9 protein-coding genes are annotated in these 15,292 nt (G+C 39.0%); 2 read left to right on the top strand and 7 right to left on the bottom strand.

Features of this window, described 5'->3' with window-relative positions:
* Window positions 1–30: 30 nt before the first annotated feature.
* The 3 genes from D9O48_RS11925 to D9O48_RS11915 all read right to left on the bottom strand — a co-directional run bounded on the left by D9O48_RS11925 (window position 31) and on the right by D9O48_RS11915 (window position 9,480).
* Entirely contained in the window at window positions 31–1,818 is a 1,788-nt protein-coding gene (locus D9O48_RS11925; RefSeq protein ID WP_158624881.1) for a RagB/SusD family nutrient uptake outer membrane protein, read from the bottom strand.
* A 13-nt stretch (window positions 1,819–1,831) separates the two neighbouring features.
* The gene (locus D9O48_RS11920; protein WP_126973212.1) at window positions 1,832–5,152 is read right to left on the bottom strand and encodes a SusC/RagA family TonB-linked outer membrane protein; all 3,321 of its coding nucleotides are present in this window, start codon (window positions 5,150–5,152) and stop codon (window positions 1,832–1,834) included.
* 182 nt (window positions 5,153–5,334) lie between these two features.
* Complete coding sequence (locus D9O48_RS11915; protein ID WP_126973211.1) at window positions 5,335–9,480, bottom strand: hybrid sensor histidine kinase/response regulator transcription factor; 4,146 nt, start codon at window positions 9,478–9,480, stop codon at window positions 5,335–5,337.
* Between the two features lie 466 nt (window positions 9,481–9,946).
* On the opposite strand from D9O48_RS11915, the gene D9O48_RS11910 reads away from it, so the two are divergent.
* Window positions 9,947–10,582: a hypothetical protein gene (locus tag D9O48_RS11910; RefSeq protein WP_126973210.1), complete on the top strand. Its 636-nt coding sequence runs from the start codon at window positions 9,947–9,949 to the stop codon at window positions 10,580–10,582.
* Between the two features lie 148 nt (window positions 10,583–10,730).
* On the opposite strand, the gene D9O48_RS11905 is transcribed toward D9O48_RS11910, so the two are convergent.
* The gene (locus D9O48_RS11905; RefSeq protein WP_126973209.1) at window positions 10,731–11,639 is read right to left on the bottom strand and encodes an SDR family oxidoreductase; all 909 of its coding nucleotides are present in this window, start codon (window positions 11,637–11,639) and stop codon (window positions 10,731–10,733) included.
* A 126-nt stretch (window positions 11,640–11,765) separates the two neighbouring features.
* Window positions 11,766–12,473 (bottom strand): DUF421 domain-containing protein, encoded by a 708-nt coding sequence (locus D9O48_RS11900; protein ID WP_199750567.1) that lies wholly within the window; start codon window positions 12,471–12,473, stop codon window positions 11,766–11,768.
* A 137-nt stretch (window positions 12,474–12,610) separates the two neighbouring features.
* Here D9O48_RS11900 and D9O48_RS11895 point away from each other — a divergent pair, with 137 nt between their 5' ends.
* Complete coding sequence (locus D9O48_RS11895; RefSeq protein WP_126973207.1) at window positions 12,611–13,162, top strand: YciE/YciF ferroxidase family protein; 552 nt, start codon at window positions 12,611–12,613, stop codon at window positions 13,160–13,162.
* Between the two features lie 901 nt (window positions 13,163–14,063).
* Here the strand turns inward: D9O48_RS11895 and D9O48_RS11890 are convergent.
* Window positions 14,064–14,498: a hypothetical protein gene (locus tag D9O48_RS11890; RefSeq protein WP_126973206.1), complete on the bottom strand. Its 435-nt coding sequence runs from the start codon at window positions 14,496–14,498 to the stop codon at window positions 14,064–14,066.
* The coding region (locus D9O48_RS11885; protein ID WP_199750566.1) for an RHS repeat-associated core domain-containing protein at window positions 14,485–15,292 on the bottom strand (808 nt) is incomplete at its 5' end. The genes D9O48_RS11885 and D9O48_RS11890, both read right to left, overlap by 14 nt.

Genomic DNA, 15,292 nt, shown 5'->3' with positions numbered 1-15,292 from the left:
CTGAGTCTTCTATGATTATGAATTTGCACATTAATATCCTGGGTTCTGAACCAGATATCCTTTGTTTACTTCGCTTTGCGGGAATGGATTCAGGAATTGTTTTGAATGCCAGTATCCATTATATCTTACAGTATTGCTGTAATTGACATTACCGGTTGCCAAAGCATCGCCACCATTATTGAACGCGAGGAAACGGATCGGACCACCAATAATTCCGTTAGCGATATCCGGATGTTTCCAGTGCTTAAGGTCATTGAATCTGTATTTTTCCTGAATGAATTCAATTGCCCATTCACGTTGGATAATTTCCCTTAAAAGATCCTGATTGGTTTCAGTAACGGGAGGAAGTCCCGCACGTTCATGCACAATATTCAACCGTTGTAAAGCGCGAACCGGATCACCGGTTTCATTATAAGCTTCAGCAGAACTCAGGTAATAAGCCGCTAATCGGAAAAGAGGAAAATCAAACCACTCTCTCCTTCCTGCCATATAGTAGAACTTGGTAGGCTGACCAGCTCCAAAGTGATTCACATCTTTATAATGTGAGGTCATATGCCAGAACGGATCACCAGGGTTATTGTCTGCCTGCATTTCCCATCCGTTAAAGTCAGCTCTCATTCTTGGTTCCATTTCCTGGAACTTAGTAAGGTATTCAGCAAAAGGCTGATTCTGTCCTAAAGCAGGCCATGTCTGATCAGTACCATCAGCTTTATAATAATTCTCGAGCATGCTGGTTGATAAAACCGAACCATTTGCCTGATAGTGATAGTTCACTACATTAAAAATATTATAAGGACCGGCACCACCTGAAGAAGCCACCTGTTGTTTAAAAGCAAGAATTACTTCTCTGTTACTTGGGGTAGACGTTGCTGTTCCATAATCAGCCATAGGATTACCGGTATTAATAATCGACAGACCTCCGTAACCTTCCGCTTCCGCAATCACCGCTTCACTTGCAGCCAAAGCCCTGTTCCAAAGATTCGGGTCATTAGTGCCCATACAGATAAGATTATTATTACCACCCAGACTGAGATACGGAGTAGCCGTATTAAATAAAGGACGTGCGGCATACATTAATGCTTTCGCTTTGATAGCGAGTACAGCGCTTTTAGTCATTCTTCCTAATGAATTATCAGGCCATCTTGAAGGTAATACTGCAGCAGACTCGTCACACCAGGTAATAATTGTATCCAGCAGATTACTCAGCGGTGCTCTGGGAATAGCCAGTACATCCAGGTCATTCAGAGAGGTTAAAGGAAAACTTTCAGGAATAATGGGTACTCCACCATACATAATGAACATCTGTACGTAACGATAAGCTACCAATCCCTGCATTTCCGCTTTCACGATTGCTTTATCTTCCGCACTCATGTTTGGAACATTGTCAATATTTTCTTTTACCAGATATGCTTTTCTGATAGCTCTGAAATTGTCAGTATAACCATCATTTCCATAACCACCGTTCGAGCCCATGTCCTGGCTGTTACTATTAGGAGTAAACCCTCCTCCCAGAATAGCTACTGACGCTACACTACCCGGAATCTGTACCCAGAAAGCCTGGCTACCAGCCAATTGATCATCGGTACTGGGCGCATAATAACCTGCCCAGTTTAATCCCTGACGAAGTGATGCAAAATAAGCAGCGGCTATTGCATTATACGCATTGGTAGCGTTGCTAAAAGCTGTATCAATGGTAGGATTACTACCAGGGGGTACCTGCAAAAAGTCTTTTTCACAAGAAGTGATACTTAATGAAAAAACAATTCCTATTGTGGCAAACAAACATTTTGACCAATGTTGTTTTTTATTATTAGTCATAAACTTCATTATTTTAGAATGAAAGATTCACCCCTACATTATAGGTTTTAATCAATGGAAAAATATAGCCGTTACTCGACTGGCTGGTAGATTCCGGATCGATACCATCCACCAGTTTCGTCCAGGTAATCAGGTTGTTTCCATTTGCGAAAACATTCACGGCTTTGATACCTGCTCTCTGGAAAGCTTTAATATTCTGGAAAGAATAACTAACAGAAAGATTTTTTAATCTTACAAAATCTGTTGAGCGCAACCAGAATGTACTGGAAAGTTTAGAGGCTTCGGAAACACCAGTGATAGCATTCATTGCCGGATAACTGATATCCGCACCCTGCTCATATTTTTCCTGCGTCCAGCGACCATCATTTACCGCTTCAACAATTCTGTTTCCGCCATAATAAGTTCTGCTGATATCATATGAACCTTTGGCTGTACCGATAAATAATGCCGACAGATTGAAGTTTTTATAAGAGAATCCAATTCTTGTATTGTAAGAAATCAGTGGGAAAGTCGGGTATCCGATCGGCACCTGATCATTTACATCAATTCTTCCGTCGCCATTAATATCCTTGTATCTGATATCTCCCAGATCAGCCAGCGGGCTAAAAGTATTAAGCGGTCTGTTTGCAAGCTCTTCCTGCGTATTATAAAACCCATCAGCAATTAATCCTTTAGGCTGGCCAATCATAAATCCTGTCTGATTCATCCATGGATGCGGGAATGGTGCTTCAGCCATATAATCAATCTTGTTTCTGGCATAAGAGAAGTTTGCTTTAACGAAATAACTAAAATCATTACCTATTTTATCATCCCATCCTAACTCAAATTCCCAACCCTGATTACTTACTTCTCCCAGGTTAGAAGCAGGAACACCTATTACACCAAAACTCTCGGGAATAATGCTTGGCTGTACCAGAATATTTCTTCTTTTTTCAGCAAAATAAGTTGCAGAAAGAGATAGCCTGTCATCTAAAAACCGCAGGTCTAACTGAATATTTGTTTTATTCGCTCTTTCCCAGGTTACCACAGGGTTACCCAGTGATGCTTCATAAGCACCTGAAACCAGCGGATTAGTAGTAGTACCGTTTGTACTTCCAAAGTAGTAACCATTTCCACCATCAGACATATTCCATGAGTTCGGAAGGTACAGATAGCGGATAGCACCAATCTGATCATTACCCACTTCTCCGTAAGAACCACGTATTTTGGCAAATGTGAACCAGGAATTATTACCAAAGAAAGATTCATTAGATATAATCCATCCGGCAGACACTGCGGGGAAAAATCCGAAACGGATTTCAGGAGCAAACTGTTCTGTACCGTTTATACCCATGTTTCCTTCAATCAGATAACGCTCATCATAATTATAGGTAGCACGGGCAACCAAACCCATTAAACCTGAAGGAGTACCATAAGCTAAACCATTTGCCACATATTTCTGTGCATGCCCCAGTAAAAGTCCGGTTACATTGTGTCTGTCATAGTTCTGAGTATAATTCAATCCTGCCTCATAATATGTTTTTCTGAAGTTTGCATTAAACAAATAATCGGTTAATGTATTATCGGCACTTACGGCTCCACCCACAAAAATTATTTTTTCAGGATCGGCAGGATTGCGGTAAGCAGAATAGGTAGGCACCCCAGGCGTTACGGTATATCCTTTCGAATAGTTATCATCATAAGCCATGGTAAAATGAGAAGATAACCCGGAAGTAATATAGTCCATGGTATGTTTCAATGTCATCTGTGTGCTCAGGTTTGTTCCCTGCGAAACTCCGTAACCGCGTGTTACGAGATTTAAAGGATTCACTACCTGGCTCGGATAACCACCGTTACCACCTCTGATCGTACCAACAGGGTTGGTAAAGCTTCTGTCAGATCCTGCAAAGTGTAAAACAATACGATCATCAACAATACCAGGAGAAATGAACGGACCATAACCCATTGTTTGCAACATCGCCTGATATCTTGCTGCAAGGTTTGAAGATTCTACGTTACTAAAGTTGTCTGATTTTGGATTAGCAACTTTATTTGTCAGAAACTGACCACTGATATTAACGCTTAACTGTAAATTCTTAACAACGTTGATATCGAAGTTATTTCTGAAAGTATATCTTGAGTATTTCGGATCTACATTTGCGCCGGCCACTTTTGTGTAATTCAGAATACCCGTCTGGTCAAAATAACCGATCGAGCTGGAGTATCTGAATTTAGAGCTACCGCCTGATACATTCAGATTATATTGATTCTGTACACCTGTTCCACTGAACAGCTCTTTATACCAGTCATGACTGGTATAATATAAAGCCGGACTATTTCTCAATCTTTCTTTTTGTTCAGCGCTGAGATGGCTCATCGCATCGATTTCTGCGTTCGTATAATCTCTGTTATTCTGAAATTTCCAGAGCTCATCGTCAGAAAACAACATATTATCATATGAATTATTACCAGAAGCCTGTAAGGTTCTGATAGACTCATTTCTGCTGCTTGCAAAGTCATATGAATTGGTGAGCGGCATCAGGGAAGTAGGATTCGTATACCCTCTGTTCATACTAAAGCTGAAAGAAGGGCGGCCGGACTGGCCTCTTTTAGTAGTAACGATGATTACACCGTTTGCACCTCTGATACCAAAAACCGCGGTAGCTGACGCATCTTTTAATACGCTGATATTATCAATATCATTCGCATCAATTGCATTCAGCATGGTAAAAGGATTTTCAGCGGGTTGTTGCACCCCGTCAATTACCACCAACGGATTTGAGCCGTTCAAAGTAGCGATACCTCTGATCCGGAGCATTGTAGCGTTCTGGCCGGGTTCACCACTATTCTGTATACCGGTAATACCGGGGGCCATACCCACCAGCATATTACTGACGTTGGCAACTGGCGTTTGAACCAGTTCTTTTCCTCCGATTACACTTACCGATCCGGTCACCGTTGGTAACTTCTGGCGGCCAAATCCAACCACCACCACCTGTTCCATCTGGCTGTTTTCAAGCGCCATCTGAACATTCAGGTCGTTGAAAGAAGTTACGCGAACTTCCTTCATCTGATAACCTACAGATGAAAAAATCAAAGTGTCGTTCAGAGAAACGGCCAGGGAATACAGGCCTTCATTGTCGGTAAAAGTTCCGATACTTTTGTTTTTTACCGTCACGCTCGCACCCGTCAACGGGTTATTTTTATCATCAGTAACTTTGCCTGCGATACGGTTTTGCGCTACCGCCAGGTTCATTGAAACCGAAACGAGCAATAAAAGAAAGACGCTTTTAAGCAAAGGTACTTGTGCACGTGCAGGACAGCCGGGAGGACTGTCAATTGGCAAGCAGATCATAAAACAAGTTAGTTTTAAGTTGAAAATAAATCGGCTCTGTTCTCATCCCGTGAGAGAGCGCAGAACGTAACAAAATTAAAAGGATGAGGTAGGTATGAAGGGCGAAATTTTGCAGAAAATAGGGGGAAAAATGTTTCCCCCTATTTCATATATGTATGATTATCAATAATAAAAATAAAAACTCACGAATTATCCTTCTCTTTTTTATGAGAATCCTGATAAGCAGAAGGAGTTAAATTATATACTTCCCGAAACACTTTAGTGAAGTATTTCGGATCATTAAAACCTACTTCGTAGGCGATTTCCGAAACAGTTAATTGTCTGGCTTCGAGCAGTTGAACGGCTCTTTGTAAACGGATCGACCGGATAAACTCAACAGGTGTCTGACCAGTAAGTGTAAATAATTTCCGGTAAAGAGTGGCTCTTCCCAGCAACATTTCACGGCCTAATTCCTGTACCGACAATTCCGGATTAGATATATTTTTTTCAACAAAAGCCAGTGCTTTCTGAACAAAATCTGCATCTGTGGAAGCCGTCACCGGTTCTGTGGCAACCACACTGACCTGCTTTTGATAGGTTTCTTTAAACTTATCCTGTTGGGTCAACAGATTGCGGATTTTTGAAATCAACAACTCGATATTAAAGGGTTTGGTGATGTAATCGTTCGCTCCCATATCCAAACCTTTTAACTGGCTGATTTCCGAACTAACCACTGTCAGCAAAATGAAAGGAATAAAAGAAGTACGTTTATCTTCTTTTACTTTACGACATAATTCCATACCACTGAATTCGGGCATGTTCAAATCACTGACAATAAGATCGGGGTGTTCAGATAATGCTTTCTGCCAGCCTTCTTTACCATTTGAAGCCTCTATTACAATAAAGTGTTCTTTGAGATTGTCTTTTATATAAAATCTGTAATCTTCGTTATCTTCTACGAGCAAAATCGTTTTTCTGGGCTGCTGCCGCTTTTTAAGCTGTTCCGTTTCTTTAATACCGGTAGTTTGTTTTAATTCTTTTACTTCAGTAGTTCCGGCAGATGATACCGGCTGCCATTTTTCTTCTTCATATAATAATACAGGTAACTCTACGATAAAATCACTACCATGATTCAATTCACTTTCAGCGCGGATAGAACCGTTGTGTAAACGTACAAATTCTTTACTGATTGAAAGACCAATACCACTCCCCTGATTAATCATAGAACCGGGCAGTTCATTTTGAAAAAATCTTTCAAAAATTTTCTCGAGCCTGTCTGAAGGAATACCGATACCAGTATCACTCACTCTTATTTCAATTGTGTTCTTTGGATGTAATGTTTTTATATGTAAAGAAACATCTCCTCCTTCCGGTGTAAATTTAAACGCATTGGCTAAGAGATTAAAAAGTACACGCTCCAGTTTATCCGGATCAAAACTCATAATCAGTTCCTGCTCTTCAGCATGAAAAGAAAAGTTTATATTTTTCCGTTCAGCAATATCAGAGAAAGAATCGTAAACATCTTTACAAAACCTGAATATGCAGGCGTTTTTTTTATTGAGTTTAAGTTCTCCCAGTTCCAGCTTACGAAAATCAAGTAGCTCATCCACCATGTTTAATAAACGGCGGGCATTTCGGTGAATTAAATTGAACTGACGATGTTCTGTTTCAGGAAAAGGTTGTTTTAATAAATTCTCAACCGGAGTAAGTATTAATGCCAAAGGCGTTTTAAATTCATGACTGACATTTGTAAAAAAATGTACTTTCATGGCATCTAATTCATGCTTACGACGTTCTTCCAACTCCTGCTGCTCTTTAATGAATTTTCGTTGAGTACGACGAATAATCCTGTATCTGCCATACAGCAAACCAGATATAATTAATAAGCCATATAAACAAAAAGCCCAGGTGGTTGCCCATACCGGCGGTAATATTCTGATTTCAAGATTAGCCGTTTGAGGTAACCAGTCGCCATTTTCATTTTTTGCTCTTACCGACAAAGTATAGATACCAGGATTTAAACCGGTAAAGCTTACTTTTCTGTTGTTACCATCGGTACTGATCCACGTATCATTGAAACCCTGTAAACGATAGAGATAAGTTATTTTTCGGGCATCTACATGTTGCAATGCAGCAAATTCTACCGCAAAAGCATTCTGATCGTGTTTTAATACAAGTTTTTCAGTAGTGGTAATACTCTGAGGTAAGATAATACGGTCATCATACTTTTGTCCGACGCGAACACTATTGTTAAATAATTGCAGATCGGTAAAAGTCAACGGAGGATAAAAATTTTTTTCAGCAGCAGCCGGAGGCATGAATATATTAAACCCGTTACTTCCTCCAAAAACCAGCTCACCTGCTCTGGTTATAAAAGCAGCATCATCATTAAAAGCACGGCCTTGCAGTCCATCGGTTTCATCATAGTTTCTGAACTGAACGGTCAGTTTTGAATCTTGCCGGTTAATATTTACATTCGATAATCCGTTAGGTGTACTCAACCAAAGATTATCCAGATGATCTTTTAAAACTCTGAGTATTGTGTTATGAGGAAGTCCGTCTTCACGGCGGTAGCGGGTAAACTGATCAGATTGCGGGTTGTAAAGATTTAATCCATCTCTGGTACCCATCCAGATAGAACCGTTTTTATCTTCTACAATATCCAACACAGTACTATTACTTAAACTGTGTGCGTCATTTTCAATATGTGTAATATGACGGATTAATTTTCCTTCTTTATTATACACTTCCACACCGGCAGTACCACCTGCCCAGATATTACCGTTTTTATCTTCTGCGATAGAATTGGTTGAATAAGGGAATGTGTGTGGCATTCTGAAACTGTAGAATTTATTTTCCTTTCGATTAAAAAGCTCCAGTCCGTTAGTCAGGGTACCGATCCATAAACGTCCCTGCGTGTCTTCATAAATTTCCCAGATACTGTCATCAGAGATACTATAAAGATCATTATCTACATGCTTGTACCGAACAAAACTATGACCGTCAAAATAATTCAGTCCGCCAAAGTAAGTACCAATCCAGAGTTTGTTTTCCTGATCAACAAAAAGACTGGTAACAACATTATTGGAAAGACTGTTCTTATCAGCAGAATTAGCCAGATACTGTTTATAAGTATTGGTTTCTCTGTTGAAATAAAGCAGGCCGCCACCATTCGTACCTATCCACAAATTTCCTTTTTTATCTTCGGCAAAACAGTTAACATCATTGTAAGGAAGACTTTTGAGATCGGTATCGTTATGTTGAAAAAGTAAGAACGCTGATTTATCAACATTGAAATAATGAATGCCTGTTTTAAAAGTACCTATCCAGATAGTACCCTGATCATCTTTAAAAATTGAGTTAATAGCGGTCTCTAAAATCTTACTATTGGAACCGTACAGATACTGAACGGTTGCGCTCTTTTTATCAATCAGATTAACGCCTCCATGATCGGTCGCTATCCAGATATTTCCTGATTCATCCTGTACAATACCATTAACAATATCATTATTTAATGAGAGTTTTCCTGAATTACTTTTAATAGCGATGAGTTGATCTGTTTTTGGCTGGTACCACCAGACACCCTGATTTTTTCCCGGTACATATAGCCACACATCGTTATCATTATCCAAGAATAACTGATACTGCACTTCTGCTGAAGAAGTATGATTAAGTGATTTATTTCTGCTCAATAAACGGTAGTCGGCATAATTCCTTTTTTCCAATACACCTTCCGAATAAACCATCCAGATATTACCTTCTTTATCAAAAGCTACTGAACTGATATTACTTGAATAAAGCGGGAATGCCCCGCCCCATTTATTGAGCGTATCAGTTTTTTTTGATAAAGTATCATAGCGGAATAAACCTTCACCCGCAAATACAAACCAGTAATTACCTTTCGGATCTGTTACAATTGTTTTAAACCACTCATGCGGAACACCTATCGAAGAGAGAAACGTTTTAGGGCGTGATACAAACTGCTCCGTTTTAGGATCATATTTATTCCAACCCTTAGGAGTGTAAGCCCAAAGAGAATTTAATGGGCCGTTTACCACTTTATCTATAAAATTATCATTGATACTGGTACTGTCGCCCTCCTTATTCAGGAATACTTTAAAAGAATATCCATCGTAGCGGTTTAATCCCGATGCAGTACCAAACCATAAAAAGCCCTGATGATCATCGGTGATAGCAGTAATTCTGTTACTGGAAACACCCTGGTTTAAACCAATGCTATTAAATCTATATTGAACAGGTTGGGCAAAAAGCGTACTATTACCTGATATTAAGAGTAAGAAAAACAGGAATATTCGGGTACAATAACAGTCTGAAGCCTTCGATTTCAATAATGCAGGTTATAATGGTACTAATCAGGTTAACTACTAAAAAAGATATTTACTGATATTCAGCAGCATCAATTTAGCCCCCTAAATATATAATTTTTTATGCTTATGGGCTTTATTAGCTTAAAAAGAATCTTCTATATTCATTTTTAACCAATCGTATTCACGCATTTTATATTAGCCCTATCTGGCAGAATGTTTTGCAGGATTTGTTGTTTTCAGAAAAATTAACATACAACAGCTTTCTCTTACAAGCGATACTTTATGATCGAACTAAATAATAATCAGAGTAATATACTACAATTAAAGATTATCCTCATCCTTTTATCACTTTCAGCCGGGCATCATTTTTTAAATGTATAATCAGATTAAAAACTTTGTTAAGTAACCTGAAGAAGTTATTTCACATTTCAGAACAAGCCTTCAGGCTTCAGCAAAACGAGCATTATTAAATATTAAACCATCATCTATGAAATATTTAAGCACTTTACTCATCATTATAATAACTGTTCTATCCGGATGCAGTTCTTCACAAAAAGTAACCAGTTCTTGGGTTAGTCCTAATCTGCCTACAGGCACTCAATACAAAACAATTTTTATTGCAGTAATGAGCAGTCGTCAGAGTATAAAAACAAAAATGGAAGACGAGTTTGCAAATTTCCTTACACAGAAAGGTTATAAAGCCATCAAAAGTTCGGATGTATTTCCACCTTCTTTTACCGCAGAAAAAATGCCCGAACGTGAAGATATGTTAGGTAAGATCAGGCAATCAGGTAGCGATGCCATCTTTACAGTAACATTAGTAGATCAGGAAAGTGAAACGAGGTATATACCTGGAGCTGTAGGATATCAACCATTTGTAGGTTACGGAAGACGATTCTGGGGATATTACAATTATTGGTTTCCTTATGCCTATGATCCCGGTTATGTAACTACTGATAAAACATATTTTTTAGAAGGCAATTTATTTGATGTAAAATCTGAAGAACTTATGTGGTCGGTACAAACGGAAGCATACAATCCTTCCAGCATCGAAGATTTCAGTAAAGGGTACGCAAAATTATTGTGGCAAAGAGCAGAAAAAGAACTGAGAGGGAAACGGTAAAAGCAAATATATGTTATGTGTGTAAAGATATAAGCTCCATCCTTCGCCCACAAACGAAGGATGGAACTTTTCTTTATTCATCTGCAAAAGCTATGTTTCAATGTCAAAATAATACCATGTAACTTAACTCTTAATTATCAATTCTTCCCTAAATAGTGATTCTTCCTCCTGTTGCCGGCAATGTTGCTCCGGATATGTAGCTACTTTCATCAGAAGCCAGAAATACAAATGCCGGTGCTATTTCAGCCGGTTGTCCGGGTCTGCCTACAGGTGTATTTTCACCAAAAATATCAGCGTCCTGCCATTTGGTAGCCGGTATCAAAGGTGTCCAAACCGGACCGGGTGCTACTGCATTTACGCGGATACCTTTTTCTGCATTTAAAAAAATCTGACTCAGATTAGCAGTAAAATTCTGAATACCAGCCTTCGTAGCTGCATATGGTAATAAATCATCAGACGGATGATAAGCATTTACTGAAGTAGTATTAATGATAGAACTTCCGGGTTTCATATGCGGTTCAGCGGCTTTGCATAAATAAAACATTGCATGCATATTAACGGCAAAAGTATGCTCCCACTCTTCAGCTGATATTTCCTGTAAAGATTTTCGCGCCATTTGAAAAGCTGCATTGTTTACCAGAATATCTATCTGGCCAAATTCATGCATTGCCTGTTGAACAATCTTTTTACAATGTGCTTCGCTGGTGATATCTCCTTTCACTACCAAACATTTCCGGCCTGCTTCTTTCACCAGTTTTGCCGTATCAGCAGCATCTTCATCTTCCACATCACTCAGATAACTGATCAATACATCTGCACCCTCTCTGGCAAAAGCAATCGCAACTGCTTTTCCGATACCGGAATCACCTCCTGTAATAATTGCTTTTTTACCCTCTAACTTTCCCGAACCGACATAGGTATCCTGCCCATGATCAGCTTTAGGTTTCATTTTAGCTTCAACACCAGGGTATTCTTGTTTTTGTTTGGGAAACGGTGGTTGAGGGTATTTAGTTTTCGGATCTTCCGAACCGTTAGTTGACTTTGATTCATGTTTCATAGTATCTACTTTTACGGGTTATATATAATATAATAGAAATTATTACCTGTTTCCCGTAAGGCAGATTGGACCATATTGAAGAAGTATATATTTTGCAAACATTATTCCATTGGAAAGTGTTTGACATTAATTAACCCGTTTTCTGTTGGAGGAAGGAATCCATTCACTACTTTCACAATGTTCACAAACCAGAGAAGACAAACTGTTTTTTACTGCTGTATAGCCGCAAAATGAACAGGAGTAATAAGCTTCTATATCAAATTGTTGTACTGCTTTATCCTCATCATCAGGCATAATCGGCAAACCGTACTTTACTTCTTCATCTTCATAAAAGAACACACTGATATCACCGGATATTTCTTCAATAGCGGTTTGTACCTGCCCTAACTGTGAAACACCTTTCAGACGGAGTTCAGACAACAGTTCCTGTGACCCCAGTAATTCTTTCTTAAAGTTTTTAATAGAGAAGCGCCCTTCGCGAATCAGACAAATCGGTTGGCCTTCCATCATATTTTCCACAGTTTTACTTTTTCCGATAAAGTACATAATCAACCTGTATACACTGATAATTACAATAAAAACCAATATAGCAGAAAGAATACCGATTTCTTTATAAATCATCGGGTCGCCGGCGGCTGATCCGAAACTGATAATTACGACCAATTCAAAAATAGACAACTGCTTCACTCCCCTCTTTCCTAAAACCCTCAAAGCCAATACAATCATAACAGTCATAATAATAGTGCGTAACATCACTTCCCATAAGAAAGTCCAGTCTTCATCACCTATCAAAAGACTTTGCCAGTTGATATTGAGGTATATCCCATTCAGCATATACATTCTTTTTAAACTACCGGTCCAAAAAGTAAGCCAGGCAGTGTTTCAACAATTACAGCAAAAGGGCTGGTCTCATTGTTGCAATAAATAACACATCAACCATTAAACATTGACCATTAAAAAACATTTTTATTATGGCCACAAGAACTAAGACAGCTAAAAAAGCAGCAAAGGTTCCTGCCAAGAAATCTGCAGCAAAAGAACTACAGGATTTGTTTGAAGATGGATTAAAAGATATTTACTGGGCAGAAAAAGCCCTGTCGAAGGCATTACCCAAAATGGAGAAAAATGCCACGAACGCAAAGCTAAAAGCAGCTATTACCGGTCATATCAAAGAAACTGAAAATCATGTTCACAGATTAGAAAAATGCTTCACGGCTTTAGAGAAAAAAGCGCAGGGTAAAAAATGCGAAGCCATGCAGGGCTTACTAGACGAAGGAAAAGAAATCATGGAGGAAACAGAACCGGGTTCGGTACGCGATGCCGGTATCATCGCTGCAGCGCAGAAAGTAGAACACTATGAAATAGCTACTTACGGTACATTAGCCGCTTATGCGAAAGTGTTAGGACATAAAGAATGTTTGAAAAATCTGTTACAAACATTAAAAGAAGAAAAGAAGTGCGATGAAAAATTAACAGGCATTGCAGATACAGCATTGAATACAAAAGCGATGCACGCAGAGTAACGCTACACACTCAATTCCACCATAAAAAACGATGCGGCCTGGTAACTGCATCGTTTTTGTTTATATAGATTTAACTACACACCGGATATAATCCGGCGCGAGTTAGCGGAATACTCTGGCGCCGCTTTGTAAGCGGTGCCGTTTTATAATTGTACATTTTTGAGTGGTATTCTTATAATATAGATCAAATGACTGGCGCACCGGATACAATCCGCGCGAATTAGATAGCATACTCTGGCGCCGCTTTGTAAGCGGTGCCTTTTTATAATGGTACATTTTTGAGTAAGTATTTTTATAATATAAATCAAATAGCTTGGCGCACCGGATACAATCCGCGCGAATTAGATAGCATACTCTGGCGCCGCTTTGTAAGCGGTGCCGTTTTATAATTGTACGTTTTTGAGTGGTATTATAATATAGATCAAATGACTGGCACACCGGATACAATCCGGTGCGAATTAGATAGCATACTCTGGCGCCGCTTTGTAAGCGGTGCCGCTTTATAATGGTACATTTTTGAGGGTATTCTTATAATATAGATCAAATGACTGGCACACCGGATACAATTCGGCCCGAAGGGGATGCCCTGCATCACTAAACCAAATGGATAATAGTGTTTTGGAAGAACTAATATAAGTTTTTATTTGGTATTGATTGTACTGCGGTTCTTCCGGTGGGGTTAGCCCAGTCTAACAAAATACAAAAAAATATTGAAATTCAACATCAGCCATACTATAACATTTACTCTATCGTGTAAAAAAATAACGACAGGCTTTCAAGCCTGTCGTTATTAACAATCAGATATTCTTTTCACTTAAAAAGTATTATTCTATGCACACCGGATAAAATCCGGCGCGAGGGGGGGGCCTGGCGTTTTGATATTTTTCAGCATCTCTCCTTTTTATTCTACTGTCTTAGTTTCTTTATTCCTCCTGTATAGACCGTAATATATGATAACTGATAATAGCAAGCTCTTGGATAGTATTCTAATTCCGCTAATCAAATAGTAATCAGTAGCATTATCCGGGAGCATTTCAAAAATGAAAAAATCAACCACATAAAGCATTGCTGCAATAACAATAATTAAAGTGTATTGTAGGAGTTTATTTTGCAGTCGGTAATACAAAAATACGATGCCTATCAGTAGGACAACCCAGACCGAAAAAACTAAATAATCACTTGGCTTCCCACCTAACAATTTAAAACCCTCTTGCAATGTTCCTCCAACTACCCCACCTACTATATACAGCATTGTATTCTCAAACAATAATTCAGGTAACAGATACACCAATAAGGCGATAATGAGAACAATCCCCAATTTTTTATTTATTATCATCTGACTTAAATTTCTTATTCCAGTCATCAATAGAAATCATTTTATTGCCTTGCATCACACCTTGAAAAACGCCGTCTTTATTTACCTTGATACGCACATCAATATTGATATGAACGTCATTCTCATTTTTTCGCGCTAAATCCAAAGTAGGGCCAGTAACTGAATTTCCTGAAGTTTCAAAATTTCCTAACCATAACGTATTTCCTTTGGTATCATAAATCATACTCTCCTGGTTAGGAAAATCATCGCCACTGATTGTACCGGATATATGTAAAATATGGTTTTTCTTAATATTGCCTTCAATGTTGGCGGTTACTTTGGTAAACTGGTCTATGTCCCAAGAACCTTTTTGAGCAGCATTGTTACCGTAAGAATGAACATCAATAAAATCGCTACCCGCTTTGGTTCTATTATTTACTTGCGTTTCAGATATCGCATTCTTAGTTCCTCGCTCATTATGCGAACGGGAGCGCCCTCCGTGTGCTTCGGTTGTTCTAAGCTCGGTATCATGTACAATAGATACCATAGTACGATAAGAAGCCCCTTTATCCAAGGTATGTCCTCTGTTATCTCCGTAAAACTTATCTCCGGGAGCGCCAAAAGTTCTAAACGGTGCATAGCTCCGTGTAATAAAATATATCGGATATTGACCGTCAGGGTCAACGAAAATAAGCGGGTTATTAAACATTGCCGAGTACGGACTCCAAGCAGGCATTAAATGTGCTTTTGGGTCAACAACGCCCCATCTGCCGGTCTGTGCATCATACATTCGGGCACCATAATCTAACCATTCT

The organism is Gynurincola endophyticus (assembly GCF_003991195.1).
GTDB classification, from domain to species: Bacteria; Bacteroidota; Bacteroidia; order Chitinophagales; family Chitinophagaceae; genus Gynurincola; species Gynurincola endophyticus.
The sequence above is the reverse complement of the archived record's forward strand: the minus strand, read 5'-3'. Positions and strand labels throughout refer to the sequence as shown.

Bases quoted from the DNA above. Each gene is read 5' to 3' on its own strand.
- D9O48_RS11925 (WP_158624881.1), bottom strand. From the start codon at position 1,818: ATGACTAATAATAAAAAACAACATTGGTCAAAATGTTTGTTTGCCACA.
- D9O48_RS11920 (WP_126973212.1), bottom strand. From the start codon at position 5,152: ATGATCTGCTTGCCAATTGACAGTCCTCCCGGCTGTCCTGCACGTGCA.
- D9O48_RS11910 (WP_126973210.1), top strand. From the start codon at position 9,947: ATGAAATATTTAAGCACTTTACTCATCATTATAATAACTGTTCTATCC.
- D9O48_RS11905 (WP_126973209.1), bottom strand. From the start codon at position 11,639: ATGAAACATGAATCAAAGTCAACTAACGGTTCGGAAGATCCGAAAACT.
- D9O48_RS11900 (WP_199750567.1), bottom strand. From the start codon at position 12,473: ATGCTGAATGGGATATACCTCAATATCAACTGGCAAAGTCTTTTGATA.
- D9O48_RS11895 (WP_126973207.1), top strand. From the start codon at position 12,611: ATGGCCACAAGAACTAAGACAGCTAAAAAAGCAGCAAAGGTTCCTGCC.
- D9O48_RS11890 (WP_126973206.1), bottom strand. From the start codon at position 14,498: ATGATAATAAATAAAAAATTGGGGATTGTTCTCATTATCGCCTTATTG.